A 23,984-nucleotide genomic window follows, 5' to 3' on the forward strand; every position below is an offset into this window, starting at 1 on the left:
GACGGTGCCGTGTCTCTTCCGGATCTAGCGTCCGGATGCCATTGAAGGTCGCGACCTCGCGCAAGATGGCAACCTGAAGTGGAGCACAGGGTAGAAGTGGAGCACAGGGTATCAGAGGGCGAACGAGGCCCTTGCGAAGAACCCGACCAGCACAAGAGATCTTCATGCCGGTGTGAATAGGGATTAGACGATAGCTGCTCGCTGCTTGTAGCGGCTGCCTGTGCCGATCCCGAAGGGCTCAGGCGAACTGGCTGTTGATGCTTCCCTGTAGCGTCGGCACGCCAACCAAAGGGAACCCCTCAGTAGACAACGGACAGGCATCAGGCGTGCTTCACTGCGACAGTCACAGTGCGGTACCATCCTATAGAGTAGTTCATCTTGAACGAAGATGATCGATTTGCTTATAGTATTGTGGGCTATTGCCTGAGCTTGCGGGAGCTATTGCTATGTCTTTTGATGAGCGGGTTCACCGCATCATTATGAGCGCCTACGATGCTGCTTTTCAAAAGACGCCATGGATTACAGTGGCAAGTTCTATTGCCGAGCAACTAGGAGCTTACGGAACAACATTGGTCCTCCACCGGACAAACCGGAACGAGGTCCTCACATCGGCCATGGCGGGATACCGCGACCTCCCATTCGACAGCATTCTTCAGGAATATGCCGCGCATTATCATGCACGAAATCCGCAGGCATTGTTCGAGCGTGCCCGCCCGAATGCGCTCATCTACCTCGACGGCATCGATCCGACTTATAATGCTGAGAACTATCCCGATTTTTGCCGTTGGGAGAAAGACCGGATCGGCATTCAGTATCATGCCACCGGCTATTGCAGGCCAAGCAAGGACCTAACCTATGCATTGGCGGTTTCAGGCTCGGCGGGGACAGGTCCGTTTTCGAGCGAGAGCTTGGACCTGTTTCGCATCTTCATGGATCACCTCCGACAAGCCGTTGATATGGCGCATCGGCTCGGAACCTTGGAAACGCAAAAGGTCCAGCTAGAGAGCATTCTGGACGGATTGCTGGAGGCGAACCCAAGAGCCATTGCCACTCTCGATGCCAAGGGCCAGCCAGTCTTTGTCAACTCGGCGATGCTGGCACTGGCGCGAGAGCGCGACGGAATCGTGCTGGACGCGACAAGACTGCGAATGCTTAATTCTGGCGATAACACGCGATTTCAGCACCTGTGCGCGTCAGCCCTGCGCCTGAACTCAGGCAGGGTGGCAGTTGGTGGTAGCATGGCCGTTTCGCGACCATCTGGGAAGCGTGGATACGCCCTGACAGTCGCGCCCCTTCCGTACTCCGCCCAAGTTCCAACCGGTCAAGGTGGCACGGTGCTGGTGTCCATTGTTGACCCAGAGTGTCGGCGAGAACTCCCAGTTGAACGTTTGACGCAAGTCTTCGGACTGACCCCTGCGGAAGCGCGAGTGGCTGCGGCCCTGTCGCAGGGTGATCGGCTGGAGGAGATTGCCGCATCCGGTAGCGTTTCTGTGGGAACTGTACGTTCCCAACTCAAGGCGATATTTGCGAAAACCGGAGCAACAACACAGGCGGTGCTAGTCGGACTCGTGACACAGGTTCTGCGATGATGCATTCGCATACATAAGGTCCAGAGCGTCTGATCTGCACAGGGTACGGCGGTCATATCTCCTGCTGCTTAAGCTCGGATGGTCCCATGCAGCGCAGCAGAGAAGCGCCTGATGCTGGTTGTACATCTAACCGCCCGGATCAACCCGGATCAACCGCCATGCCGAACCGTGCCCGTTCGCGCCGCTGAAGTCGCGCAAGGCCAACCTCGGTCAGCAAATACAAGAGTTCAACGCAAACTCATGTCAAACCCGGCCAGTTGCCGGTCTGGTCACAGGAATGTGACTGCGTGTCACAGTTAGGAGTATTCTTCTAACCTGATTTTGGTCTGGTTTCCGACAGACGAAGCTCTCATCGTTCATTTACTTTCTCTTAACGGACAAAGCTGAGCAGGGGGCACGGATGACTGCGCAAACGCTGACACTCGCACACGATTCCTCGTCAGGAACGGATCTCCCGTCCACCAGCCCCACACCAGTGATCCCAACATCTCTGATCTGTGACAGCCCCCGGCTGCGCACATGGCTTCGGCACTTCCTGCATGGATCGCCGTTCGCCCTCACCGAGGCTGCTACCGGAACAGGACATCGCCAGCATGGCGCTCCGGCACCTGCCCTGATCATCATCGACGCCGATCAGGGTAGCAGTCGTCTGCTTGAGATCATCAGGCAGATGCGAGAGCACCTCCCGGAAGCACGGATCGTGGCGCTGGCGGATCAGTTCGACCTCGGCTTCGTTACGATGGCGCATAGGGCAAGGGTGGACGGCTTCTGTTCAGCCGCAAGCGGCCCTGACGTTCTGATCAAGTCCCTTGAGATGGTTATGCTCGGAGAGGCGGTGGTCCCTTCACAAGTGCTTCGTGCCTTCGTGGACGGGGCTCTCTCTAACCGGGACCAGTCGCTCCGGGATAACACCGCAGACCCAGCCCGGCCTGATCTGAAGCCCTACAAGCTCTCACCCCGAGAGGCGGAAATCCTGGGCTGCCTGCGAGAGGGAGCGCCTAACAAGGTGATCGCCCGCAAGCTGGATGTCACGGAAGCCACCATCAAGGTCCACGTCAAAGCCATCCTGCGCAAGATCGGGGCCTCAAACCGCACCCAGGCTGCCATGTGGGCATCTCAGCGCCTGCCGCAGCAAGGTGGAGCGTCTGCGAATGGCTGAGGGGGTGACGAGCGAGGTTGCGGTTGGCGATAAGGTCCGTGTCCACTTCCATCCTCCGGGTTCGCTGACAAGCTTCCTGGAGGGTGTGGTTCGGCGGGTTGATGTGACGACACCGGAAGGGCGCTTCTTCGTGGTCGAGGTTACGCATGAGGTTATCCTCGACCAGGAGCATCGCGTCAGACCCGGCTTCCAGGATTACGTGCGCTACGAATGCCCGAACGACTTTCCAGGCCGGATTGAAGTGCTGTCTGCGACAGAGGAGAATGTTGAGGAGCCTGCGCTGAAGCCGGAGACCGGCACGGTCACGGAGATCCTACGCGAGCCACAGCCTGAGCAATCAGGTGAACCGGTCTCGGCAAGCCAGCAGTTGATCGAGTTTCAGCCTGTGGCTGAGCCGTTGTCTGCTCCCGAACCGCTCAAGGTCAAGGATGAGCATCGGGATGGCCGCAGGCGGGGTGGCCTGATCGCGACGTTGTTCGGGCGGTGACGAACTCAAGCCGGGCTTTGGAACAACAAAAGGCAAAGTTTCGGCTGTTGTTAGTGCTGACTTGCTGAAGAGGTGCTGGCGTTATCCCACTTTCGAGCTACTAATAAAGGCTAAGCTTAAAGCAATGGTCGCGACAGTGAGGCGTAAGCTTCACTTTATCTTGTCGTGTGTTGGGAACCCGACAGACATATACATCGAATCAAGCTCTTTATCGGACAGCGCGTCGCCCTATAGGGCACTGGCGCAAGCCTGCGAGGCCCTCCCCAAGAAGTGAGCGCACGCGGCTGGTAGGGGGGATGCTCCATGAGATTGATCGATGAAGCGGCACCAGCCGGTTCGGACCTGCGGGAGTGCGCGTACAACCTCTTCCGCAACAAGCAGCGGCCTATGCTGTTCTGCGCAGTGCCTGAACACTGCCCGGTGCCTTGCTTCATCAAGGCAGACGCGTGGGCGTTTGCAGGAGTTCTCCGCAAGCAGGATCGTGCGCCATGTGGCTTCCATGAGTGCGCGGCCCGTGCCGGTGTGCGGTACAATGGCTTCTATGTTTTCCAGGCCATAACCGAGAACCCTCTGAAGGGCGCACCACCCCCCGATGCTAAACGCGAGCCTGGGATCGAGTGGGCTTCCGACAGTCTGCGGTCGAGGATGCAGAGAGGTGCTGCCGCAGAAGATGCTCAACACCTTGACCGTACATTCGCCACAAAATCCCAGTGCCTTGTAAGCAAGTGACCCTAAAACAGGGCGAGTACATGGGGCGTTCAGCGGTGCATTGATGCCGCCAGCCAGAGTGTCCTGATGCGAGCCTTGCCTCCACCTGAAGCCCCGGCAGCCCCGTTTCCTCCCCCACCCACGAGTATGTCCAGTCAGTTGCTGAACTCGCGTGAATTTCAGAACCTTGGGGAGCGACTGCGGGTGTCTTGCGGCCCAGTCGAAACTACCCTCCCGGCTCGGCTGGCGGAGCTTGTGGAGCGGCTCGCACGACGCGAACAAGTCAGGGCTTAGGTTAGCGACTGATCAAGAGTTGGGGGCTCAGTCCCACTGGTCAGCATTCCTTGAGATCGTCGGCAGCCACCATGGCATGTCTGAACTCTAGGACCTCGGCTCAGATGCTTCCAGCGCTCTGACCATCGCTGGGATTGATCCCGTCGCTCATATCCTCCTTCAGAGCCTTCTCACAGCGATCAATGTGGTTCATGGCTCGCTGCCGCATTTCCTGCGGATCGTGGCAGGGATCGCTCACATCCTGGTGGCAGAACTGGCAGATCATCAGCTTGGCCTCCTTGAGGCAGGCGTGTATCGGCCAACAAGGTTGCGGGGCTGGGGTTCCAGATGTTCGAGTCACGGCTTCCCACCCCGAATGACCATCAGCTTCCGCATTCCAGGCGGAAGGTCTGGGGGAGGACGGCTGATACTCTCAAGATCAGTAAACCGGGCCTTGCACTTAGGATCATACGGTCCAGGAGGTCGTCCCCACGGCAAGGACTTCATTGGGCAGTCAAGGGCGATCCTTTCGAGCAGATTGCATAGCTGGATGTCAGCCCCGAACTTCTCGGCCAGTCGGGCGAGCCGTTACTGGCTCATCCGATGGGGGCAGTGGGGCAATCGACTCGAACGATTCCCTATGAAACGTCAGACGCCGCTCGATCATTGCAGCCCAATAATTGATTAAAACAGAATGAGAACGCTGTCGCGAAGGTCTCACCTAGTTCTACAAGTCTAAGCTTTCGCTCGGCCTTATTTCGGCTCGGAGGTGACGCCATTGATTGTGGAACGTCACGAGCAGAAACCTTGTATTTGCCAGGAAAGAACAAGGCTTTGCCAGATCTGCTAAGTTACTGATTGTTCTATATAGTTGTGGTCTGTCACTAGGCACCACCTTAGTCTCTTGAAAGCGACAGAACTCTCAGCATAGCGGCTAAAATTGCGGTGTGCGACCAAAGGCTGGCACTGTGCCGAGCCTGCAGTCTTTCGCCATCTCGTGCACTAACAGCCGCAACCGTGCTGATGATCTGGTGCAGGACACCCCTGTACGGGCTTGGTTCAACCTCGGCCCGTACGGACGCGGCGCGAACCTTGAGGCGCTGCTACTCACGAATGGCACTTTCTCAAAGCGAAGATTGCATTGAAAATCAAATCGAGGTGGCGAACCGAAAGTAAAACGATGAGATGTTGCGGTTTGGTTGGAGCCAGTCTCCTTATCCTTAGTAGTGTAGCCCCGGCGGCTGCGCAGAACCCCGCAGATATTTTCGGGTCCATTCTGGGCGGGGTTCTCCAGCAAATACCGCAACAGCAGCGTCCCGGCTACCCGCGAGGCCCGTATCCTCCGCAAGGCCCGGCTGTTTATCCGCCGCAGGGACAATATCCATACAGTCCCCAGGGGCAGCCCCAGGCGTATCCCGCGCCGCAACGTCCCCCGCCGGATGAATTCGATAGTGTGCGATTTGGTTCAGCAGAACGGCGCCCCGGGAATCGACCCGCTGCCGCGTCAGGTGCCAGCACGGCCATTATCAAGACCCCACTCAGTGATGGGTTTGCCGCTCTGCGTGAGGGGCCTGCCGCCGCCTTCCGCAAGAAAGCCGAGATCAAGTCGGGCACCACGGTCAGGACCAATGGTTGCGAGGCGAACGAAACCGGTCAGGTCTGGTGTCAGGTGCAGCATGGGAGGGAGGCCGGGTATGTGGCCAATTCGCTCCTCGTCCACGTAGAACCGCAGCAACCGCAACTGTCGCAGAAGCAATCGCAGAAAGCAGCCACGCCGGGCGACGATTTCTCGGACATTGAAGCGGGATCTTCGAGCAAGGCCAGCACAGGACAGGTTTACGAGAAGCCGGGCCAAGCACAACGGATCGTAAGGACCGTTCTTGCCAGCGGAATTGGTGAAGACGTTGAAGGTGCATCAAAGAATGCTGCCGAAAACGCCCTCAAACAGGTGGTCGGAACCTTTATTGATGCCGACACTCAACTGACAATTCAAGAAGGAATTCGGTCGGAGACCGTCTCCATCGACTCCAAGGTGCGCGAATACTCACAAGGGTCGATCAGAGGCTTCGAGCCGGTCAAGGTAACCCAAGACGGAAAGTTCGTGCGCGTGGATGCCAAGGTCTCCATTCGCATTGATGATTTCAAAGCCTATGTGAAAAAGCTTGGGCAGGGTGAGGGCGAGCTTGGTGGTGATCTTCCCATCGCCATTGTTGAAAATATCGATAAGCAAAAAAATGCGGAGGAGATCGTTTACGAACGGAAGGCGACAATCCTCGCAGGCGAGGTGAGTGACATCGGTGTTGGCCAGCCGAAGATGTTCACCGAATCGAGCCTGTCGAACGACCGGGGCACGTTGCAGTACGTGCAAACGCGAAAGATGAACACGACCGCCACCATTGTCATCCCGGTTTCCGTGAGGCTCAAGCAGAACTTTCTTGGGAATCTGGTCGAAACTTACCGGCAGATCGCCTCCAACCAAGAGGAAGTCGCCGCCCACCCATGGGCGCGGAACATGACCTACTCATGCCAAGTGAACAACAGGCAGAGATCCGGCTTCTCTGTCGGCATTCTGCGAAACAAGTTCTGGGCCACATCAAAATACACCGAGATGATGAATCGCGGGCAGGGCGGGGATGACTTCTTTGACGTGTATACGTTCGATGAAGTGAGGCCGCGCCAGAGTATTATGGCGGTTAACGCAGGGGGCATGCGAACCGACATCCCGAACCTTCGGCTGTCGTTCGTGGACAAGGAAGGCGAGATCATCAAGGAGCATCGCTTCGGAGAGAACCATAGCTCCAATGCAAAGCATTTTGTGCACCACGATGGCTCCGATCAGACCCCCTGGAATCTGGTCACGTCGAACTATCAGAATTGTTACGTCGTTGCGGCACGTAGCGATTTCTACCTCATTGTAGAAGTGGATGCCGAAACTATCAGCCGTAGACCCAAGTTCGTTGTCAAATTCGATGGAGCGAAGTCATGAAGACGATCATAGGTGTGTTGGGTCTTTCTATGGCCCTAATGGGTTCGGCCTTGGCTGAGGTTGCGGTCAATCCTGACGGCAGCGCCACTTGGGAAGCGGGCGTTGATGGAGTTTCCGTTGAATACAAGCCCGATGGCAAGCTGCGCCGGGTCTCCGCGAGGGTTGAGCGGACGGTGGAATTTCCAGATCGTCGCGGCATCCTGAAAGCGCAGAAAGTTGCTGAGATGCAGGCCGAAGCTGCCTTCGTCCAGTTCATGAAAAAGACGGTGAGCAGCAGTGATACCTTCACTGAGATCGAAACCGAGATGAACAAAGCCTCCCAGCTTCGGCAAAAAGGTGCCGCTCCCCAGGTGAGCAAGGTGGACGAGCGTGTGTTCACGAGTGATCTGAGGACGGTTGTTCAGCGATCAGCTTCCGGACAGTTGCGCGGCGTGGTGGTCCTTGAAAAAGGATATGATGAAGCCAAGGAGATGGCCTGGGCCGTTGTTGGCATCAGCGAGAAGAGCATCGACGCGGCGCTGGGCTTGGAAGAGTTCACAAGCCGCGAGCAGCCGTCGCAGCCGGAAGTCACAGACACGCAGACGCAGGGTCCTGTCGATGATGGGATCAGGCGCATGCCCAGCGAGATCCGCAGGATCAAACAGAAGGATTGGTAAGCGGTAAAATTCGGGAACAACGATTTCCAGTCCTGATGGGTCAGCCGGATCGGACTTCTCCTATGCACCGTCACCGCTTTCCACCCCGGATGACCGTGAGCTTCCGCATCATAGGCGGGAGGTCCGGGGGAGGGCGGCTGGTCATCTCAAGGTCCGTGAATCGGGCCTTGCACTTGGAATCGTACTGGTTTGGAGGCCGCTCTCCCGCATGGCTCTTCCAGAGGCAATCGAAAGCAATCTTGTCTATCAAGTCGCATAGTTGGATGTCGGCTCCATACTTGTCGGACAACCGAGCCCGCCGGTACTGACCCTTGCGATGAGGGCAGACGGGGCAATCAGCCCTGACGATCACCCACGGGAAGTCAGACAGCCGGTCGATCATGGAGCGAAGACAGGGCTTTAGAACAAGACAAGAACGATCTCGGTGCGACTTGGGTTCATTCAGACGGGGAGGGCGGCTGGGACGATGAGCCTTACCAGTCTGTCCGATCTCTCCTATGTGCCCGCCTCAAGCTGAGCCGTATCGTCGTTAGAGCCCAGGAAAAACAATGGTCTCTGTATGTATGGGGAGCGGGTGAAACGGACCTCCGCTACCATCAATCCCCCCGACAGACTGGATGCAGTGGCTGTCGGCGGATTCGCATTAAAAGCCATCCACGGACTGCGAATTTCGACCGTTGGCTCCTTGCGCCAACCATCAGGCTTTTGCACCACCACACTGTGAAGGAAAAACCGGAACGCCTCTGACAGGGCATGGTCACCTTCCATGTCACCACGTTCCATCATCTCCCGCAATTCTGTTGCGCAGGTCAGGACCTTCTTAAGTGCAGCAGGGTGGATGCTGATCACATTATCAGGCTGATCATTCCTACGATGAGCAGCTTCTCGCCTCCTTGGCGACGCTGAAGAGTGAGACCAGTCTCGGACAGTGGGTCAAAAGCTGGCTGTCACGTGCAACGACGTTTTGCATGCCGCCGCCAGTCGAGGGTGATCCGGACCTTGTGTACCTCAGCAGTGCTGCCGCGCTCCGGGATGCCAGTCGGCGCTTCTGCAATTGCTTGCGGGATAAAGCGATGATCTGCGCTCTTCAACGCTCTGCCTTCCTCGAATACCGACCTTCTCCTGCCATCATCGAGTTGCAAGTTCTTGACCGTGGCTACGCGCTTGATAGGCTCTACGGGCGGCAGAATTCGGGTGTCGATTCACAGACCGCGTACGCGATAATCAGGAAGCTGAGGGCGTCTGGAATCCGTGTCCCCGCTCGTGACGCGCAGGCTCTGCCGCTCAATCGGGTTGCTCGGTTCGCGCATGTATTTGATTTCACACGGGATGATCTCGATATCCTTGAAGAGCCTACCGACTGGAAACTGGACCTGGGGGTCGATAATGCCGCGTGAGGTCTGAGTGGTTGGTTCATATGAAGGTAATACCCCGAAACCCTATGGGTATTACCTAGACGACTTGACCAACAAGCAAATGCCGTCGTGGATGCCCTAGAAGGCCATTCGCGTGTTGTTCCTGATAAAATCGGCAAGATTTATTTGGCATCCTTGGCCATAGGGCAGTTAATCCATAGATTATTGGTGCTGAAATCCGACCGCTAAGCCAAACATCTCAATAAAATATTGCAAATTGCAGTCACGAAATGTTATCATTGATCATTGTTAAGGAATTTACATCATATGAATACTTCAACGCCTACAGCGTCTACCGTTCACCTTCGCCGCCGTCGTCGCGGCACAACAACAACAACACCGCCGACGATCTACGCGTTTTGGTTCCAGCTTGATTGCCACGCGTGGTCGGACGATCTCACGCCTGTTCGTGCCGCCTTCCCACCAGTCGTTTTCGATGTGTTTGGCTGGCTGATCGAGAACAATATCAAACCCATGGCCATAGAGACAAAGTATGCCGATGCCATCGGATTCATGTTCACGTGTCCTAGCGCGGCCACCATGTTCAAGCTCCAATGGGCAGAATACATCAATCACGAAGGTGGACTGTAGACGCAACAGGATCGGAGTTTAACGGCTCCGATTATCCTTCTCATCTAAATGGAGATATTCCTGGCCGTCCGCTGCCACCAGTCGCTCGTGCAGCGGCGACGGTAATCAAATACGTTGCGGGCTTCTATGCGCCAGGACCAGAAGTCAGCGAGGTCGCAAAATGACGTTTTTATCTCAATGCCGTACAGGCTGCTGGACGCCGTGTTGCGGATGCGCCAGGAGATACGACGGACGTACCTGCGGGTACATGGTGTGCAGGTGATAAGGGCGCATCAGTTCTGGGAACGGCAGGTTCGCGTCATTCCGTATTTATCAGCAAAGGCAGGTCCAGTTGACTGGACACTGGATTACGGAGTGGTCCCCAAAGTCAGCAGATAGTGGCACCTGCTATTCCCACATGACCAATGTTCTCCGGGAACTCCGAGCATGCCTCCAGACCGCTGCACAGATGTTGCCCCATTTAGCAGGTCAGCAGGTCCCACCGGCCTGTCCCAAAACGTTTGAAGTCCGAGTGCACGTCACAGCCCGAGATCAGCGGTAACCGCGTTTGCGAACAAACTGCCTTCGCGAAGGTATTTCCTGAGCACTTCCATATTCTTATGCCGAGTCGTGGCAGCGATCCTGCGCTCTTCCACGCCACTCTTGGCTGCCTGGGTCGCAAAGCCTGCGCGCAGGCTATGGCCGGAGTAATCTCCTTCGAGACCTGCCTGACAGGCTCGCTTCTTGATAATCAGGGCAACACTCTGGTCCGTCATTCCCGCTTTGAGATTGCTATGGCGATCAATGGCTCGGAACACGCTACCCTGAGCGATCCCAGCTTGTCTCAGGTAGGTTTCCAGGTTGGTAACTGGGCAGAGTTCTGAGTTAGTGCGCTCAATAGCGATCACCTGACCCTCACCGAACTGATCGCCTTTCGAGCGGCGGATGACGAGCCGCACACCCTCGGGTGAGAGGGTCAGGTCCGAGACTTCAAGCGCGACAAGCTCGGAGCGTCGGAGAGCCCCGGCCATTCCAATCAGGATCAGAGCCCGATCTCGCTGATCCAGCAGGGTTTCAGATGGGCAGCCGAGGGCGCGCTTGAGCAGCGGAGTGGTCAATGCTGTGACCTGACGCTGGCGGACCGTCTTGGTGCGACGCAGACCATCCATCACGAGCGCGATCTCGCGGCAACGCGTATCGAATGGATGGTCCGCCATGCGATGGGCCGCAGCAATTGAGGACAGACGGCGATTGAGAGTCGCCATCGAATACCGATCTTTGTGCGCGGTCATATAGAGGGCAATGGTCTGGGGCAGGGCAGGGAGAGCCAGGAGGCCCTTGTCGCTGCACCAGGAAGAGAAGTGATCCCAATCGGCTTTGTAAGCTCGGACAGTATTCACTGAACGAGCCCGCGAAGCGATCTCGGCTGCGTCGTTTTCAAGTTCCAGAAGTTCAGGAGAGAGGGCGCAATTAGTTGCGATGGCGAGATCGGTCATAGGCTTCTCATTAGCGATAGTCCACATTATCGTTAGTCACAAATTTGGCCAGACACCTACTGCTCACACGGCGCTCTCCCAGAGTGTAGCTAACAGCTATTTAGGTTCGCCACTTACAAGCATAGCTTTGATTTTCAGCGACTTGTCTTTGAGCGGAAACGGGCCGCCGCGCTCGTGGAGTTTCTGGAGCAGCTTCTCGCGCTAGAGGGTCAGGGTTTTGCTTCCACCCAGGGCCAGCCTACGTGTTTTCGGGCCGATCACAGTATGCGGCGAAATCCGGCGATTTCGGAGGGCAGCTAGAGTGGTCTTCGGAAGTAGGTGAAGGGGGGGGAATCGCCAGTGGACTGGACCTCCAGGCAGGGGGATCAGCGCTTCCCACGTCAGATGACAGTGAACTCTGGCATTATTGGCGGTACGTCCAGGGGCAGCCGAACCGGCTCTAAAGCTAAAGAGCTACTTCCGATGAGACCAGTGGGTTCAGGTTGATTTCTGCCGCACATCCCGCATGCTTATCGTATAGTTTGTTCGCGTATCATATAATAACCAATAACGCTGGGAAGGAAAAATGCCGCACAGAGGGATGAGTTCTCAGGATTTTACGAATTGTGGAGTTATTACTGAAGAGATCAGGGGCATCATAAACGTAATATGGAAGATCGACTTCTCTCACGAGATTGACTTGCTAAAAATCGAAGACAGCAATCTTGCGAATGAAACCAAGCAAGCCCGAAAGCTCAACATCATCTTAGAACATCGCAAGAGGCGACAGCCCTATGTCGAGCGTCTCAACGAACGCTGGCAGAAGCAGTGTCGCCGGTCTCTTGTCGCTTAAACCGACTGACCACCTGAGCGTCGTGACCAATCCACCTTCTCTTGTTTTTCGCAAGTCCAACAGCAAATTGCCGAGAGCGCCATGCAAACCATGAACCGCTACAGGACCCCTTCAACCGAAGAGGCCGTCTGGTCAGGTCGGTGTTCCAATGTCGCACAGTACAAGATTCAGGAGATTGTACGCATCCTGAGTGATCTGGATGCTGAGCATAATCTGGCACGTGACGAACTTAAGTGCCGTCTATTGGGCAGCAAAGCACGGGAAGATGCCATTGAGAAGCTGCGAACCGAGCACCGGGAGCGGCGTAGACCATACGTGACACAGCTTGAGGAACTCCGTGAATGCGGAGGCCATCGAGTTTGACCTCGGAGCCGATGTTAACATCGCGGTTGACCGCCCTCGAAGTCTCAGCCGCATACCTGCACTCAGAGGGCCGGATTCTGAGTTTGCCTCCTGAGCCCATTGCTTTCTCGGAATCGACTTCAGCAGGAGCGTGAGCCCGGTTGGTTATTACTCCGTCTCACGCTCCGAACTTCCTCAATTTCGCTGCTCGCTGCTGGGAAGCTGCCGCCAATCGTGACAGCCTCATTCCATGACGAGCCTGCTGTACTTTAGCCGCCCTATGATTATCAGGGTAGGCGTGAGATCGAGCGCCGCACTCGTCTGGCCGCGTCCGGAGATATCGTCCTTCTTTCTGATGGTCATGAGACGCCAGCGATGGAACGCCTTGTCGTCCGACTCGGTGACGTAGGATTAAGTCGGCGGCGCATCTCCTTGCCTGTCTTGAAGACGGGAACAGTTTTCTCGGACACTGCAACGAGACCACCGGTCTTCGGATTGCGGCCAGTGCGAGCACCGCGCTTCTTCACCGCAAATGTCCCAAAACCTCGAAGCTCAACCCGATCCCCTTGTGCGAGCGCATCGCCGATGGTGCCGAGGATCGCGTTTACAATCTTCTCAATGTCACGCGCATACAGATGCGGGTTCTGCTCAGCGAGCTTCTGAACCAGTTCGGATTTGATCATGTGTGGCGTAGGTCTTTGTTCTTTTGTCATTTTTCAGAATGCTGTCAGAGCTATATCAGGTGGTCAAGGAACGTGTGCCTGATCTTTGTCCTGAAGACGGGGCTCGAAAACAACGCAGGTTGTCTCACATCCATGCGGTCAGTCGGACTTCTCCCTCCTCGTCGAACCGGAAGTTCTAGGTTTTGCAGGCCGACGTTCCAGGCGAACGAGGCTGTGCCTTCGGATAGAGAACTTGTTTGAGGGACGAACCACGTCGGCATGTTTCGTCACATCAGGTCTGACTGGATCGCTTCTTCGGCTGGTGCACTTTCAGCCGAACCCGTAAGGCTCCTCCTTCTGGCTTATCGATATCGAAGGCACCAGACTTGCGTACAAGGTCGCTCAGCTTGCCATATCCATAGGTACGAGAGTCGAAATCGGTAGCTATGCTGGCCAGCCGGTGGCCGAGCATTCCAAGGCTGATCCAACCATCCTCACTCTCGATCTGTGACAGAACTTTCTTGAGAAGAGGCACTGCCGCACTGGGTGGCCGCAGCGGCTTGGGAGTCCTCCCTGCGTCTGATCCGAGAGCGCGAGCTTCCTGGAGCAAGTTCTCCGTATAGATGAACCGGCGGCAGGCCTGCCGGAAGCTTTCAGGCGTCTTCTGCTCGCCAAACCCGAACACATCGACGCCCTGTTCTCGGATGCGGCCTGCGAGGCGGGTGAAGTCGCTGTCGGACGATACGAGGCAAAAGCCGTCGAACCGTCCGCTGTGCAGGAGGTCCATGGCGTCAATCACGAGTGCAATGTCTGACCCGTTCTTGCCTGTGGTATAGGCGAATTGCTGCTGTGCGATAATGGCGTGTTTTGCCAGAATGTCGGCCCATGGCTTCAGGCGCTGGCCTGAGAAGTCCCCATAGATTCGGCGGACACTGGCTTCTCCGATCTTGGCGATCTCCTCAAACAGGCCATCAGCAATTCGGGGAGAGGCATTGTCGGCGTCAATCAGCACGGCAAGACGGATCGAGCGGGCTTCAGGCATTGTTGGGCTACTCGGCGAGTTTCAGAGATAACTTACCCAACCGTAACAGAGGAGAACGTGCAGGACGAAGTTCCTTGAGAGGATGGTTAAGCCGTGACATTCCCTTCATGCACAGAAAATCCGCCTTCTTTCTGCCGTACATTGCCGTAGCCTGATAGGACAAGCTTAGAGGCCGACACACCCCCATGAAGAAACTCACCCTTGTCGTTGACGAACGAGAGTTGAGTACCATCCGTGCAGCCCTTTTCCTCCTCCAGGAGCAAGTCGATGCCCTCCCGGAGGACCTAGCAGAAATGATAGCCGAGCACGGAACGCCTATTACGGAGGCTGAGATCGAGAGGCTTAGTCTCCGTTTAGAGGATCAGACAGGCCGAACACGCGGCTCTGCGGATCACGAAATCCCCCAAGGCACAAGGGTTGTTGAAGTTGAGCGGTTTGCCCAAGTCGTTATCGCCCGAGGTCCTACCTCAGTGTTCCCCCAACGTCAGCGGCCTTGACTGAGATTGCGTCAGTGTGGCTGAGCACTCCAAAGAGCGGTTCCTGCGAGGATGTTCGCAAAGGGTTAGAACGTGTCCGCACCATCTACAGCTACGATCCAGGACGCATTCCTCAGGCATCTCCGCGAGAACAAACTCGACGTGACTATGTTTCACGTCAACGGGATCAAACTTCAAGGCCAAATTAGACACTTCGACAACTTCACAGTCCTCCTTGTGAGGGGGAGTGGGTCTCAGGTCGTCTACAAGCATGCTATCTCTTCGATTCACCCAGCAGAGCCAATTTGACGGAAAGCTTCCATTTGCATTCGCCTGGAGGAGCCCCTTCTCAAACTCCGTTGAGGATACGGCTCAAACCGTCCTGAACCAGCACTCTATCATTCGAACGACGTTTCCACCCGTCTGATACGCTACAGTAGGTGTGTCATGGCGATCCGTTAGGAGCCTCTCATGAAAAAGGCGCTCAAGTTCTACGAAAGCTCAAGCGGCGACCGCTGGTATCTGATCCGCGATCCTTCAGGGGTTTTGTTCATCCATCACGAAGCCAATGCGGCGTCCGGAGGGCACGTGGAACATGAGGACCTCCCGGCCTTCCTGAGCCGAGGCAACGGTGCAGAGCAGCAGGAACTGCTGCGCCTGATCGGAACGCTGGTCGAGGAGCACCCCGCCCATGGGTGATCCATTCTATGAAAGCGGCGGACCAACGAGTTCTATGCCGAACTGGCGGCAAGCACGGGCAAGCGCCTCAGCCTGCTCGGGCGTGGGTGGGCCAGACGGATCGGGCAGCCCCTGCCGTTCAGCAGGACGGCCAAAGGCGCGGACGAAGTTCTCGAACTCGCCTCGGGTGACGGTCAGCATGCGAGCCTCTGCTGACTCTACCCGGTAGGTGTGAGGGATGCCTCTGGGCGTCAGCAGCGTCTCCCCAGCACGGGCGCGGCGCTCCTGATCCCCAACGCGGTAACGAACCTCGCCCTCAAGCACGTGGAAGATTTCATCCTCGTCATGGTGGATGTGCAGGGGCGGCGAGTCTCCCTGTGAGGCCCGGTGCTCAAGAACCGATATGCCGTCCGAACCATCCTGAGATGAGACGCGGATGGCCACGTGGGTGTTGAGGAACCAAAGGCTCCGGTGATCGGCAACTTCCTTGTCCATGGTTATGATCTCATCCGCAGCATGATAGGTTTCACTGTTTTCAATGGAGTTCCGGGGAGGGCGGTTGGCTGCCCTAAGCTGATTAGGCTGTACCTGCCCGCCCCGACTGCACTCCGTTACTCAGCGGGTGTCATCCGCACGGTTGGCCCTGGAGCCACCGAGGTAGCCGGGCGGAACACGAAGTAGGCAAACAGCAGCATTGCGGCGAGTACGATCAGCGAGGAGATTGCTGCAATCGGCTCGAAAGCCGCGTATCCCAGGTGTAGGGCGGCAACGGCGATCGTGAGGAGAACGGTTCCGACAGACCAGACCCAAACCTGGATTAGAGCAAGGCGGCTCGTATCCAGAGCCGGGCGGCGCTCGTAGTAGATGCCGAACAGGAACAGCGATACCCACCCGAGCAGGTTCAGATGAGCGTGAGCAGGCATGATGGCATGGTTCTGGGATGCGGCCATGCCGATGCCCATGGCAATGCCAATGATGACAAACAGAACCGCCAGCCTGAAGCTGAGTGATGAAGCCGTCATGGAAAAGTCCCCCTTTATACTTGCGGTGCGACGCACCGGACCCCGGAGGTTTGTTTTTGTCTTACCCGGTTCCCCAAACCGGCTGGGGCACTCAGCCCATCATAACCGGCGTCGTCAATATCCCTTAAGGATAGCTGTCGGTTCTCGTGCGTCGTTCCTTGCCGCCCATAGTGTGTCTATCGGGATGCGGCAATTGGCACGAGTGCTGAGTTGCTTGCGAAGCGTGGCCTTGCCTGCCAGACTTCCAGAGTTCGCCAACACAGGATTGCATTATGACGACGCCGACCATCGAAGAGTGGACGACACATCTCCGGACTGCTTCAGATCGCGCCAGGAGTGTCTCAGGTCGGGTGAAGGTCTGGAGCCAGGAGGTCACGGCGCGACGGGCGCAGAGGACTCACCGGCCTGACGAAGCAGCTAACCCTATTGGCATCCTTGCGGGGATCACCCTTGGCATTCCGGCTTTGCTGCTGATCCCGCTGGTCGGGATGAACCCAGGAGTTCAGGACGGGACCTTCACGACTGTTGTGACCTTCCTCGTCGTCTCTGCCTTCGTCACTGCTGCAATTTTCGAGATCAAGAGGCTGGCTGATCAGCCGTCTGACGAAGACCATCACTGAACGGCGGACCTCCTACAGTGTACGGGCCTCGTGGGTCCATGGATACTATAGGAGCATCCCTACTTCTGCCGCCTTGAGATCAGTTCCGGCACGTTGAATCCGGTCACTGGCTGCGCAAAGTAGTAGCCTTGCGCATACTGGCAGCCCATCTCCCGCAACCGCTGCGCTTGGCCCGTCGTCTCTACTCCTTCTGCCGTGATCTGAAGGTTCAGGCTCCTGCCGAGACCGATCACTGCCGTGATAATGGCCTCGTCATCAGGGTCGTGCTCAAGGTCTCGCACAAAACTCCAATCGATCTTGATGTGATCGACGGGGAACCGCTTCAGATGGGGAAGCCGCCTTGACTCTTCCACTTTGTAAGCGAGACTCCGCTATCCCCCGCCACCACGAACTTGGGCTCGATCTCAACCGGCATGGATGCGCTATCATCCAACTTGCAGGGTAGGTTCTGTCGCCATCGGCAGAGCGGCCAGGATGATCTTGTCGGTGCTGAGATCACTCTCGCTCTCGACAGAGAGAAGAACAGCCAGCCGAGTGCGAGCACGATTGACCCGACTCTTCATAGTGCCAAGGACACAGCCACAAATTTCTGCGGCCTCTTCGTATGAGAGTCCCTCGGCCCCAACCAGAAGCAGGGCTTCACGTTGATCCGCCGACAACTTCATCAGCGCCTTTCGGAAGTCCTCCATGTCAAGATGCGCCTCCTGGTCAGGGATGGTGGTGAGACGGCTTGCATATGAGCCGTCTGCATCCTCGACCTCACGCCGCCTCTTGCGACGGTCAGAAAAGAAAGCATGCCGCAGGATAGTGAAGAGCCACGCATGGAGGTTCGTACCAGCCTGGAACCGGTCCATCTTTCCCCACGCTTTCATCAGCGTGTCCTGAACCAGATCATCCGCATAATCCCGGTTTCCGCACAATGACATGGCAAAGGCACGAAGGGACGGGACGGCGGCACGAAGCTCGTTGGCAGTGATGGAGGGAGCAGGCATCTTGGTAGCTCCGGTTCGGCTCTACAGTGAAACCCGTCAATACAGTTTCCGCAGAACACACGCTGCAATGGGTGCTGCCTCAAGAGACTTGGCGCACAATGTTCTCGATCTGCGGCGATGCTGGCTTGTACAGCATGTCCTCATAACAGGATTGCAGCTTCGACCCGACGCGCGTGACACCAGTGGTGTTGGCGGTCGGCGTCGTGATGGAGCGAATGTTCGGCTGGCGTGATGTGGCCATGGAGTTATCCTCCCTTGCGGCTACGACTCCTTCATGAAGTTACAGCCTTGCTGTCGCAAATGTGTCGGTATGGCCCGGAAGCATGGCGCCCTCGCAGCGGTATGCTTGCACCGCCCTCTCGGCCTCCATCAACACCGAAAGCGGCAACCAAGGTTTCTGCATGAAACGTACATGCCTTAGAGCCTTGTCGAGATCGTTCGCGGGAGGAGCATCGGATGTCAGGACGGTTCTGATCCACGGCCACTTAAGCCTGACCGTCCGTGCGAGGTCCACGCCATCCATGACGCAGGGCAACTTCACGTCAGAGAAAAGGAAGGCGACATCGCCTGCATTGTAGCACAGGTACTGCACCGCCTGCTCGGCACTGGATGCCTCCACCACCCGGAGGTCCGTTTCCTCCAGCAGCGCCACAGCCAGAGCCCTGAGGTCCTTATTGTTCTCAACGACCAACGCAACGCGGGTACATTCAGCATCTTGTACCATCCTGCTGGCCTCCCTTGTCTCGGTAGGCGTTGGTATTCTGTCAGATGAGTTGACGTGCGACCCCTTCAAGAAGCCCGTCATAGGTGAAGTACAGGCAAGCACCCCACCATCATTCAGATCACCACAGCCTTGATCCCTCGAAGCATTCGAAACTTTTGCGCTTCCGTCAAAGTAAAAAGTTAACCTATGCCTCTCTTTGCTGTGAAAGGTTGATCTGCGTTGATGTTCATCTGATTAACATAAACTCAGATTGAAAATCCTAAAGAAAGTTAGCGCAATTATACGATCGCGCGGGAACGGCTTGCTCATTTGAGCTATTGATTGCTTGCCGATGGATGGCAGGATAGTTCCTGAGGCTTCGTTATCATCTTCCTCCCCCTGGCAGGAGATCGTTCGCGGTCTCCTGCTTCTTTTAGGCAGTGGTACGTTCGGGGAACATGACAGGGATGAGCCTACCGCGACTCTGACGGAGTGGCTTACCGGAGGCTGAGATGGCTCGTTACTTCTTCCACCTTCGGTCTGATGATAACTTCGTCTGGGACGATGAGGGGGTTGATTTGCCTGACCCTCTGACGGCCCAGGGAGCGGCTGACAAGACGGCAGCAGAACTCCGAGGTGGACTGCTCCATCAGGTGCCACATGACTCCTGCTGGACCGTCGCAGTCACTGATGAAAGCGGCGAGATCATCCACACTGTATCGCTCTGATGTAGAAGCAACTTCGACGGCAATGTCTCCAATCAGCCAACGCGCTGAGCCACCCAGTCCTGTGCCTCATCCAGATCGTTGAAAATGGGGTGAACCGGTCCGTCCAACTTGCCGAACCCATGCTCCAGGTACCAGCGTCCCGCTTTCCTGCCGTGCTCCTCCGACAAGCGCACCAGCACCGCCACAAGCCGGTTGTCGGCGAACACGAGACAGCCCTCTTCGTCGGGTGCATTCGTCTCCACGGTCACTGGTTGGAAGCCAAGCTTCATATGATCTCTTGGCATTGATAGGACTGAGCGCCTAACGTTGTCCATCCGTCCGCAGTAATATTGATACAATCCTGCTGAGCGCGGCATCTTAGGCCCACCCGTAGCGCATAGCCACACTGGGGGTGCGTCTGCTAAGATCACCTTCTGGTGAGGGACGGTGGCCATGCCCACCCCGTTCGTTCGCAAGCTTGAGTTTGGCGCTGGGCTGTCCGATCAGGATCGTCAGGTGCTGGAACACGCTGTCCGCGACGTGCGACAGTTCAAGGCGCGACACGATCTGATCCTGGAAAATGACAGCCCTGAGAACGTCCATGTGATCCTGGAGGGCTTCGCCTGCCGCTACAAGCGGCTGCCGGATGGTACCCGCCAGATCATGGCTTACCTCGTTCCAGGGGACTGCTGTGACCTGCACGTTCCGATCCTAAGCAGGATAGACCACACTATCGGCACCCTCACATCCTGCAAAGTCGCCCTTCTTCCTCACACCGTCATCGAAGACCTGACGGCCCAATCCCGGAACATCACCCGTGCTTTGTGGTGGTCTACGCTCGCCGATCAGGGCACTGTGCGCGAATGGCTGATCAACATGAGCCGTAGACCTGCCGATAAGCGGTTGGCACACCTCCTGTGTGAATTGCTGGTGCGCCTTCAGGCGGTGGGTCTGGCCACAGAGAATAGCTTCGTCCTGCCACTGACACAGCGGCAACTGGCCGACACGCTTGCCATGACCGGAGTCCATCTCAACCGCATCGTGCGACAGCTTCGATTGCAGGGTCTGATCACCCTGAAAGGACACAGCATTACCATCCCGGATGTGGAGCGGCTCAAAAGCTTTTCGGATTTTAAGGACAACTATCTACACCTGACGCAACGTCGTGATGCGGCGAGGCAGAATGATGGGAGAGTTAGAACTGATCCGTGACTTAACGAGAGATCGATCCCGTTCAGGATGAGCCCTTCCCTACAGTCGGGTACCTGACAGACGTAGACCAGCATCTCCTCTAACAGGAGATTATTCGACGTAATAGGTCACGGGGGCGAGGATGACCAATTCGGCAGTGCGTTGTGCTGGTGCGACGAGAGAGGAGCTACAGGGTGAGCCAGACACTTTGGGTCGTCCACTCACACCGCAAGCCGTGATTGATGCGCTGATCGACATTGATCTCGCCTATGAGCGCAAGTGCCAGGAACTCAACAACAGCCGCTTGGGTGCCACTTACCAATATCACCTTCTGGAAAAGCTACGGGAGCAACACCGCGAAAGGCGCGAACCTTATGTTCGGCACCTGATGGCACTTCAAGACGGGTTGAAGGCCGAGCGCGAGACCTGACAAGGACCAGTGCTCCACAGTCTGCGCCGAAGCTGCACGAGGCTTGTTTATTGCCACAGGGTCGGGCTGTGCACAGTGCTCGATGAGCACCTTCCATGAGACACTAAGATTTCGATCCAGCAGAGAGATTGTTCCTAAGTAACAACTCAGGGAACCATAGCTATACTCAGGCGATTAGCCTCCCTGCGATGAGGGAATTATACGAGAAAACGCGGTCTATTCGGCAACTACCGTGGGTTGTTCGCTACGGGCTGACAGCTATCCTCGTGATATTGTCATTCGCTCTTAGACAAACCTTCTCCGATGTTCTGCGGGATTTTCCTTTTCTTCTTTTCTTTCCTGCCCTCATACTATCGGCTGTCCTTTTCAACCGAGGCAGCGGCCTTGTTGCGACGGTATTGAGCGCCGTCTTGTCAGCGTATTTCTTCCTGGAGCCAGTCGGCAGCTTCGCCATCAGGGACGCGGGCCAGTTTCTCGGCTGGTGCTTGTTTGTGGTGATCGGGATTGCCATCACGCTCATCATTGAGGCCGAGCATGCGGCATACCAACAACTAAAGCGAGCACATGAGGCCACACGCGCCTCCGAGGCCGACAAGGCCGAGCTTCTGGTCGAATCCAATCACAGGATCATGAACAACCTGCATACGGTGATCTCGCTGCTCCATCTCCAGGCCCGCAGCGCCAAGGAACCCACGCGCGAGGATTTCATGACCGCCGCAGAGCGGGTGAGCGTCATGGCCAAGGTGCAGCGGCGTTTGGTGCGGTTCGAGGGAGCCGTGTTGGCGGACAGCCGCTCGTTTATTGAAGAACTCTGTCGCGACTTAGAGTCGGCTCTGATCGGCCTTCGGCCCATTCGCCTCGATATTGAGGCTGAAAGTCACCCGATTCCGCTCAATCAGGCCGTTTCGGTCGGGCTCATTACCAACGAGCTACTCGTCAATGCGCTCAAGTATGCCTTTCCCGATGACCGTGAAGGGCACGTCAGTGTGACGTTCACACGCGCAGGCCAGGAATACTGCCTTGCTGTCAGCGATAATGGCGTGGGTCCGTCCGCCACTCGTGAGAGCGCCTCCTCGTCATCATCGACAGGTCTGGGCCAGCGCCTGATCAGATCGTTTGTGGCCCAGCTTGGTGGTCGGCACGAGATCAAGATGGGTTCCCCTGGAACCCACGCTCAGGTCTGCTTCCCAGTGTCTCCAGGATAGGATCGGCCCCAACGAAGAGACGCTTAAAAATCTGCGGGGTGTATTCCTGGGCGTCCCGAATGCACTGGCTCCCGAAAAGGAGACGGAGATGGATTTCTTCGGTGTCAATTGGCATGAGATGTTCGTGCCACAGAACCCGCTGTTGGGGATATTTGTACGAGGGTCGCTGACCTACATCATGCTTTTCGTGATCCTGCGCTTCCTGCTGAAGCGTCAGTCAGGCGTGATCGGGATCGCGGACCTGCTTGTTGTCGTCCTCATCGCCGACGCCGCGCAGAACGCCATGGCGCACGAGTACAGTTCGATCACCGAGGGCGCTCTCCTCGTCCTTACAATCGTGTTCTGGAACTACTTCATCGACTGGTTAGGCTTTCGCTTCAAGCCGCTTCGGCGCTTTACCCGTCCGCCCCCGCTGAAGCTCATCGAGAACGGCGACATGATCTTCCGCAACATGCAGAAGGAAATGATCACCGCCGAGGAGTTGAACAGTCAGCTTCGTCAGCAGGGGGTGCAGAACTGCTCGGAGGTTAAGGAAGCCTTCATCGAGGGGGATGGCCGGATCAGCATCATCCGCCAAGACAACGGCGAGACCGGAAACGGGAATGGTAGGAAGATGCCGCTGTAGCTTCTGATGTCATTCGGGTCGTGATCACCATCGCCAGGGGCGACAACGTGATCGTCGGGCCGATGCTGGTATCAATACGGACCTGGATAGAAGGTTTGCGATGATGCGTTACATAGTCTCGACGGAAGAGAGGATGCTCGATGTGGTGGAGAGGCTGATGGTCCAGCGCGGCGTGGTGATCGTCTCACGCGAAGAGATGTTCGACACTCTGGTGATCGAAACCGATAATCCTCTCATGGTGAGCAGGATCGAGGGTGTGCTTCAGATCAGAGTAATCCCTTGAGGAAAAATCCTACTAGGTCTCAGTCTCACGGGACTCAACGAAGAGGCGCTTAAAATCAGCCGGGGCGTATTCTTGGCCGCTCGCGTCAATCAGAACATTCCGTGCGCCCTCGTCAGCTAACCTGCGAGCCTGTTGGAGTGCCGCAACCGCAGTTTCGCTCGTGGTCGAAACCGGTCCGTTCTCGCCTTCTCCCATGACGATAAAGATCATTGGTTCTTCCTTTCATATGGTGACGGATTCGACAGGAAGGTGACAGCGGCATCAATGCTGACCTAGCAGTTCAGTTGTGTACAGGCTCTGCCGTACTTCCAAAGGTTCTCACGGCAAATCCTGGCTCAAATTAGGCGTGAGCGCTCAAGCAGGTGCTTCTCCATGTAGATGCGCGAGTATCCCTTCTCCTCAGCACGATGCGTCTCGACGTAGCCCAAACGAGAGTAGAGAGCGATGTTCTCGGTCATAAGCACATTGGTATAGAGACGGATGACTCCGAAGCCTTGGCGTCGCGCCTCCTGCTCCGCAAACTTCAGCAGAAGCCGACCGTATCCTTTTCCCTGTGAAGCAGGATCGACTGCCACGTTGTCGAGGAGCATCGTTCCGGGCTCGGGCACGAGAACGACAGCGCCGACTACTCCGCCATCATCGAGCACATGGACCAACCCTCGACCGATCAAGGAGGCATAGTCGTCCAACATCGGCCCCGGCTCACGTCCAATCCGAGTGATGTAGCCACTGTAGGCTGCGTGAACGACAATCTCGACGTGCTTGAGATCAAGCAGGGTAGCACGACGTATCACGGTCATAGGCTTATTTGCGTAGTGTCCGATGAATAAGGCAA

The 23,984-nt window shown here is 56.5% G+C and carries 29 protein-coding genes; 16 read left to right on the forward strand and 13 right to left on the reverse strand.

Features of this window, described 5'->3' with window-relative positions; all coding sequences use genetic code 11:
• Window positions 1–446 precede the first annotated feature (446 nt).
• From JQC81_RS01630 to JQC81_RS01640, 3 genes are all read left to right on the forward strand, one after another.
• Complete coding sequence (locus JQC81_RS01630; RefSeq protein WP_203269964.1) at window positions 447–1,589, forward strand: helix-turn-helix transcriptional regulator; 1,143 nt, start codon at window positions 447–449, stop codon at window positions 1,587–1,589.
• A 400-nt stretch (window positions 1,590–1,989) separates the two neighbouring features.
• Window positions 1,990–2,748: a LuxR C-terminal-related transcriptional regulator gene (locus JQC81_RS32870; RefSeq protein ID WP_246520138.1), complete on the forward strand. Its 759-nt coding sequence runs from the start codon at window positions 1,990–1,992 to the stop codon at window positions 2,746–2,748.
• The gene (locus JQC81_RS01640; RefSeq protein ID WP_203269965.1) at window positions 2,741–3,235 is read left to right on the forward strand and encodes a hypothetical protein; all 495 of its coding nucleotides are present in this window, start codon (window positions 2,741–2,743) and stop codon (window positions 3,233–3,235) included. Before JQC81_RS32870 ends, JQC81_RS01640 begins: the two co-directional genes overlap by 8 nt.
• A 1,102-nt stretch (window positions 3,236–4,337) precedes the next feature.
• Here the strand turns inward: JQC81_RS01640 and JQC81_RS01645 are convergent.
• Window positions 4,338–4,502, reverse strand: a complete 165-nt coding sequence (locus JQC81_RS01645; RefSeq protein ID WP_203269966.1) for a hypothetical protein — start codon at window positions 4,500–4,502, stop codon at window positions 4,338–4,340.
• Between the two features lie 1,167 nt (window positions 4,503–5,669).
• Here JQC81_RS01645 and JQC81_RS01650 point away from each other — a divergent pair.
• Window positions 5,670–7,202, forward strand: coding sequence for an SH3 domain-containing protein (locus tag JQC81_RS01650; RefSeq protein WP_203269967.1), 1,533 nt, complete (start codon window positions 5,670–5,672; stop codon window positions 7,200–7,202).
• A complete protein-coding gene (locus JQC81_RS01655) occupies window positions 7,199–7,858 on the forward strand; it encodes a hypothetical protein (protein WP_203269968.1) in 660 nt (219 codons plus the stop codon). The genes JQC81_RS01650 and JQC81_RS01655 overlap by 4 nt, the downstream gene beginning before the upstream one ends.
• 495 nt (window positions 7,859–8,353) lie before the next feature.
• Here JQC81_RS01655 and JQC81_RS01660 read toward each other — a convergent pair whose 3' ends face one another.
• Window positions 8,354–8,707, reverse strand: coding sequence for a hypothetical protein (locus JQC81_RS01660; protein WP_203269969.1), 354 nt, complete (start codon window positions 8,705–8,707; stop codon window positions 8,354–8,356).
• Between the two features lie 44 nt (window positions 8,708–8,751).
• Between JQC81_RS01660 and JQC81_RS01665 the strand changes: the two genes are divergently transcribed.
• Window positions 8,752–9,255, forward strand: a complete 504-nt coding sequence (locus tag JQC81_RS01665; RefSeq protein ID WP_203269970.1) for a hypothetical protein — start codon at window positions 8,752–8,754, stop codon at window positions 9,253–9,255.
• A gap of 285 nt (window positions 9,256–9,540) precedes the next feature.
• Window positions 9,541–9,864, forward strand: coding sequence for a hypothetical protein (locus JQC81_RS01670; RefSeq protein ID WP_203269971.1), 324 nt, complete (start codon window positions 9,541–9,543; stop codon window positions 9,862–9,864).
• Between the two features lie 518 nt (window positions 9,865–10,382).
• Here JQC81_RS01670 and JQC81_RS01675 read toward each other — a convergent pair.
• The 3 genes from JQC81_RS01675 to JQC81_RS01685 all read right to left on the reverse strand — a co-directional run bounded on the left by JQC81_RS01675 (window position 10,383) and on the right by JQC81_RS01685 (window position 14,217).
• Window positions 10,383–11,339 carry a site-specific integrase gene (locus tag JQC81_RS01675; protein WP_203269972.1) on the reverse strand — a complete coding sequence of 319 codons (957 nt, stop codon included), beginning with the start codon at window positions 11,337–11,339 and terminating at the stop codon, window positions 10,383–10,385.
• 1,533 nt (window positions 11,340–12,872) lie between these two features.
• Complete coding sequence (ihfB, locus tag JQC81_RS01680) at window positions 12,873–13,196, reverse strand: integration host factor subunit beta (protein WP_203270083.1); 324 nt, start codon at window positions 13,194–13,196, stop codon at window positions 12,873–12,875.
• Between the two features lie 271 nt (window positions 13,197–13,467).
• Complete coding sequence (locus tag JQC81_RS01685) at window positions 13,468–14,217, reverse strand: NYN domain-containing protein (protein ID WP_203269973.1); 750 nt, start codon at window positions 14,215–14,217, stop codon at window positions 13,468–13,470.
• A gap of 569 nt (window positions 14,218–14,786) precedes the next feature.
• On the opposite strand from JQC81_RS01685, the gene hfq reads away from it, so the two are divergent.
• The gene (hfq, locus tag JQC81_RS01690; protein ID WP_203269974.1) at window positions 14,787–15,002 is read left to right on the forward strand and encodes an RNA chaperone Hfq; all 216 of its coding nucleotides are present in this window, start codon (window positions 14,787–14,789) and stop codon (window positions 15,000–15,002) included.
• Between the two features lie 162 nt (window positions 15,003–15,164).
• Complete coding sequence (locus JQC81_RS01695; RefSeq protein WP_203269975.1) at window positions 15,165–15,392, forward strand: hypothetical protein; 228 nt, start codon at window positions 15,165–15,167, stop codon at window positions 15,390–15,392.
• Between the two features lie 6 nt (window positions 15,393–15,398).
• On the opposite strand, the gene JQC81_RS01700 is transcribed toward JQC81_RS01695, so the two are convergent.
• A complete protein-coding gene (locus JQC81_RS01700; RefSeq protein WP_203269976.1) occupies window positions 15,399–15,866 on the reverse strand; it encodes a cupin domain-containing protein in 468 nt (155 codons plus the stop codon).
• A 116-nt stretch (window positions 15,867–15,982) separates the two neighbouring features.
• Window positions 15,983–16,393: a hypothetical protein gene (locus JQC81_RS01705; protein ID WP_203269977.1), complete on the reverse strand. Its 411-nt coding sequence runs from the start codon at window positions 16,391–16,393 to the stop codon at window positions 15,983–15,985.
• 272 nt (window positions 16,394–16,665) lie between these two features.
• Here JQC81_RS01705 and JQC81_RS01710 point away from each other — a divergent pair, with 272 nt between their 5' ends.
• The gene (locus JQC81_RS01710; RefSeq protein ID WP_203269978.1) at window positions 16,666–17,013 is read left to right on the forward strand and encodes a hypothetical protein; all 348 of its coding nucleotides are present in this window, start codon (window positions 16,666–16,668) and stop codon (window positions 17,011–17,013) included.
• A gap of 59 nt (window positions 17,014–17,072) precedes the next feature.
• Here JQC81_RS01710 and JQC81_RS01715 read toward each other — a convergent pair whose 3' ends face one another.
• The 4 genes from JQC81_RS01715 to JQC81_RS01730 all read right to left on the reverse strand — a co-directional run bounded on the left by JQC81_RS01715 (window position 17,073) and on the right by JQC81_RS01730 (window position 18,798).
• Window positions 17,073–17,366 carry an EAL domain-containing protein gene (locus JQC81_RS01715; RefSeq protein ID WP_203269979.1) on the reverse strand — a complete coding sequence of 98 codons (294 nt, stop codon included), beginning with the start codon at window positions 17,364–17,366 and terminating at the stop codon, window positions 17,073–17,075.
• A 72-nt stretch (window positions 17,367–17,438) separates the two neighbouring features.
• Window positions 17,439–18,005 carry a sigma-70 family RNA polymerase sigma factor gene (locus JQC81_RS01720; RefSeq protein ID WP_203269980.1) on the reverse strand — a complete coding sequence of 189 codons (567 nt, stop codon included), beginning with the start codon at window positions 18,003–18,005 and terminating at the stop codon, window positions 17,439–17,441.
• A gap of 79 nt (window positions 18,006–18,084) precedes the next feature.
• Window positions 18,085–18,246 carry a hypothetical protein gene (locus tag JQC81_RS01725; protein WP_203269981.1) on the reverse strand — a complete coding sequence of 54 codons (162 nt, stop codon included), beginning with the start codon at window positions 18,244–18,246 and terminating at the stop codon, window positions 18,085–18,087.
• A gap of 39 nt (window positions 18,247–18,285) precedes the next feature.
• The gene (locus tag JQC81_RS01730) at window positions 18,286–18,798 is read right to left on the reverse strand and encodes a response regulator (protein ID WP_246520140.1); all 513 of its coding nucleotides are present in this window, start codon (window positions 18,796–18,798) and stop codon (window positions 18,286–18,288) included.
• A 422-nt stretch (window positions 18,799–19,220) separates the two neighbouring features.
• On the opposite strand from JQC81_RS01730, the gene JQC81_RS01735 reads away from it, so the two are divergent.
• Window positions 19,221–19,436 carry a DUF6894 family protein gene (locus tag JQC81_RS01735; protein ID WP_203269982.1) on the forward strand — a complete coding sequence of 72 codons (216 nt, stop codon included), beginning with the start codon at window positions 19,221–19,223 and terminating at the stop codon, window positions 19,434–19,436.
• Window positions 19,437–19,468: 32 nt separating this feature from the next.
• Here JQC81_RS01735 and JQC81_RS01740 read toward each other — a convergent pair whose 3' ends face one another.
• Complete coding sequence (locus tag JQC81_RS01740; protein WP_203269983.1) at window positions 19,469–19,705, reverse strand: hypothetical protein; 237 nt, start codon at window positions 19,703–19,705, stop codon at window positions 19,469–19,471.
• A gap of 163 nt (window positions 19,706–19,868) precedes the next feature.
• Between JQC81_RS01740 and JQC81_RS01745 the strand changes: the two genes are divergently transcribed.
• The 5 genes from JQC81_RS01745 (at window position 19,869) to JQC81_RS01765 (ending at window position 23,149) form a co-directional block, all read left to right on the forward strand.
• Complete coding sequence (locus JQC81_RS01745) at window positions 19,869–20,627, forward strand: Crp/Fnr family transcriptional regulator (protein ID WP_203270085.1); 759 nt, start codon at window positions 19,869–19,871, stop codon at window positions 20,625–20,627.
• A gap of 121 nt (window positions 20,628–20,748) precedes the next feature.
• The gene (locus tag JQC81_RS01750) at window positions 20,749–21,036 is read left to right on the forward strand and encodes a hypothetical protein (protein WP_203269984.1); all 288 of its coding nucleotides are present in this window, start codon (window positions 20,749–20,751) and stop codon (window positions 21,034–21,036) included.
• Window positions 21,037–21,224: 188 nt separating this feature from the next.
• A complete protein-coding gene (locus JQC81_RS01755; RefSeq protein WP_203269985.1) occupies window positions 21,225–22,241 on the forward strand; it encodes a sensor histidine kinase in 1,017 nt (338 codons plus the stop codon).
• Between the two features lie 88 nt (window positions 22,242–22,329).
• Window positions 22,330–22,866: a DUF421 domain-containing protein gene (locus tag JQC81_RS01760; protein WP_203269986.1), complete on the forward strand. Its 537-nt coding sequence runs from the start codon at window positions 22,330–22,332 to the stop codon at window positions 22,864–22,866.
• 100 nt (window positions 22,867–22,966) lie between these two features.
• Window positions 22,967–23,149 carry a hypothetical protein gene (locus JQC81_RS01765; protein WP_203269987.1) on the forward strand — a complete coding sequence of 61 codons (183 nt, stop codon included), beginning with the start codon at window positions 22,967–22,969 and terminating at the stop codon, window positions 23,147–23,149.
• Between the two features lie 335 nt (window positions 23,150–23,484).
• Here the strand turns inward: JQC81_RS01765 and JQC81_RS01770 are convergent, their stop codons facing one another.
• On the reverse strand, window positions 23,485–23,949 hold the full coding sequence (locus JQC81_RS01770) for a GNAT family N-acetyltransferase (protein ID WP_203269988.1): 465 nt from the start codon (window positions 23,947–23,949) through the stop codon (window positions 23,485–23,487).
• Between the last annotated feature and the right edge of the window lie 35 nt (window positions 23,950–23,984).

Source organism: Microvirga arabica, assembly GCF_016811235.1.
Lineage (GTDB): Bacteria > Pseudomonadota > Alphaproteobacteria > Rhizobiales > Beijerinckiaceae > Microvirga > Microvirga arabica.

Bases quoted from the DNA above. Each gene is read 5' to 3' on its own strand.
- JQC81_RS01760 (WP_203269986.1), top strand. From the start codon at position 22,330: ATGGATTTCTTCGGTGTCAATTGGCATGAGATGTTCGTGCCACAGAAC.
- JQC81_RS01755 (WP_203269985.1), top strand. From the start codon at position 21,225: ATGAGGGAATTATACGAGAAAACGCGGTCTATTCGGCAACTACCGTGG.
- JQC81_RS01670 (WP_203269971.1), top strand. From the start codon at position 9,541: ATGAATACTTCAACGCCTACAGCGTCTACCGTTCACCTTCGCCGCCGT.
- JQC81_RS01685 (WP_203269973.1), bottom strand. From the start codon at position 14,217: ATGCCTGAAGCCCGCTCGATCCGTCTTGCCGTGCTGATTGACGCCGAC.
- JQC81_RS01695 (WP_203269975.1), top strand. From the start codon at position 15,165: ATGAAAAAGGCGCTCAAGTTCTACGAAAGCTCAAGCGGCGACCGCTGG.
- JQC81_RS01720 (WP_203269980.1), bottom strand. From the start codon at position 18,005: ATGCCTGCTCCCTCCATCACTGCCAACGAGCTTCGTGCCGCCGTCCCG.
- JQC81_RS01735 (WP_203269982.1), top strand. From the start codon at position 19,221: ATGGCTCGTTACTTCTTCCACCTTCGGTCTGATGATAACTTCGTCTGG.
- JQC81_RS01655 (WP_203269968.1), top strand. From the start codon at position 7,199: ATGAAGACGATCATAGGTGTGTTGGGTCTTTCTATGGCCCTAATGGGT.
- JQC81_RS01710 (WP_203269978.1), top strand. From the start codon at position 16,666: ATGACGACGCCGACCATCGAAGAGTGGACGACACATCTCCGGACTGCT.
- JQC81_RS01725 (WP_203269981.1), bottom strand. From the start codon at position 18,246: ATGGCCACATCACGCCAGCCGAACATTCGCTCCATCACGACGCCGACC.
- JQC81_RS01645 (WP_203269966.1), bottom strand. From the start codon at position 4,502: ATGATCTGCCAGTTCTGCCACCAGGATGTGAGCGATCCCTGCCACGAT.
- ihfB (WP_203270083.1), bottom strand. From the start codon at position 13,196: ATGATCAAATCCGAACTGGTTCAGAAGCTCGCTGAGCAGAACCCGCAT.
- JQC81_RS01745 (WP_203270085.1), top strand. From the start codon at position 19,869: ATGCCCACCCCGTTCGTTCGCAAGCTTGAGTTTGGCGCTGGGCTGTCC.
- JQC81_RS32870 (WP_246520138.1), top strand. From the start codon at position 1,990: ATGACTGCGCAAACGCTGACACTCGCACACGATTCCTCGTCAGGAACG.
- JQC81_RS01765 (WP_203269987.1), top strand. From the start codon at position 22,967: ATGATGCGTTACATAGTCTCGACGGAAGAGAGGATGCTCGATGTGGTG.
- JQC81_RS01700 (WP_203269976.1), bottom strand. From the start codon at position 15,866: ATGGACAAGGAAGTTGCCGATCACCGGAGCCTTTGGTTCCTCAACACC.
- JQC81_RS01770 (WP_203269988.1), bottom strand. From the start codon at position 23,949: ATGACCGTGATACGTCGTGCTACCCTGCTTGATCTCAAGCACGTCGAG.
- JQC81_RS01675 (WP_203269972.1), bottom strand. From the start codon at position 11,339: ATGACCGATCTCGCCATCGCAACTAATTGCGCCCTCTCTCCTGAACTT.
- JQC81_RS01640 (WP_203269965.1), top strand. From the start codon at position 2,741: ATGGCTGAGGGGGTGACGAGCGAGGTTGCGGTTGGCGATAAGGTCCGT.
- JQC81_RS01750 (WP_203269984.1), top strand. From the start codon at position 20,749: ATGACCAATTCGGCAGTGCGTTGTGCTGGTGCGACGAGAGAGGAGCTA.
- JQC81_RS01630 (WP_203269964.1), top strand. From the start codon at position 447: ATGTCTTTTGATGAGCGGGTTCACCGCATCATTATGAGCGCCTACGAT.
- JQC81_RS01705 (WP_203269977.1), bottom strand. From the start codon at position 16,393: ATGACGGCTTCATCACTCAGCTTCAGGCTGGCGGTTCTGTTTGTCATC.
- JQC81_RS01740 (WP_203269983.1), bottom strand. From the start codon at position 19,705: ATGAAGCTTGGCTTCCAACCAGTGACCGTGGAGACGAATGCACCCGAC.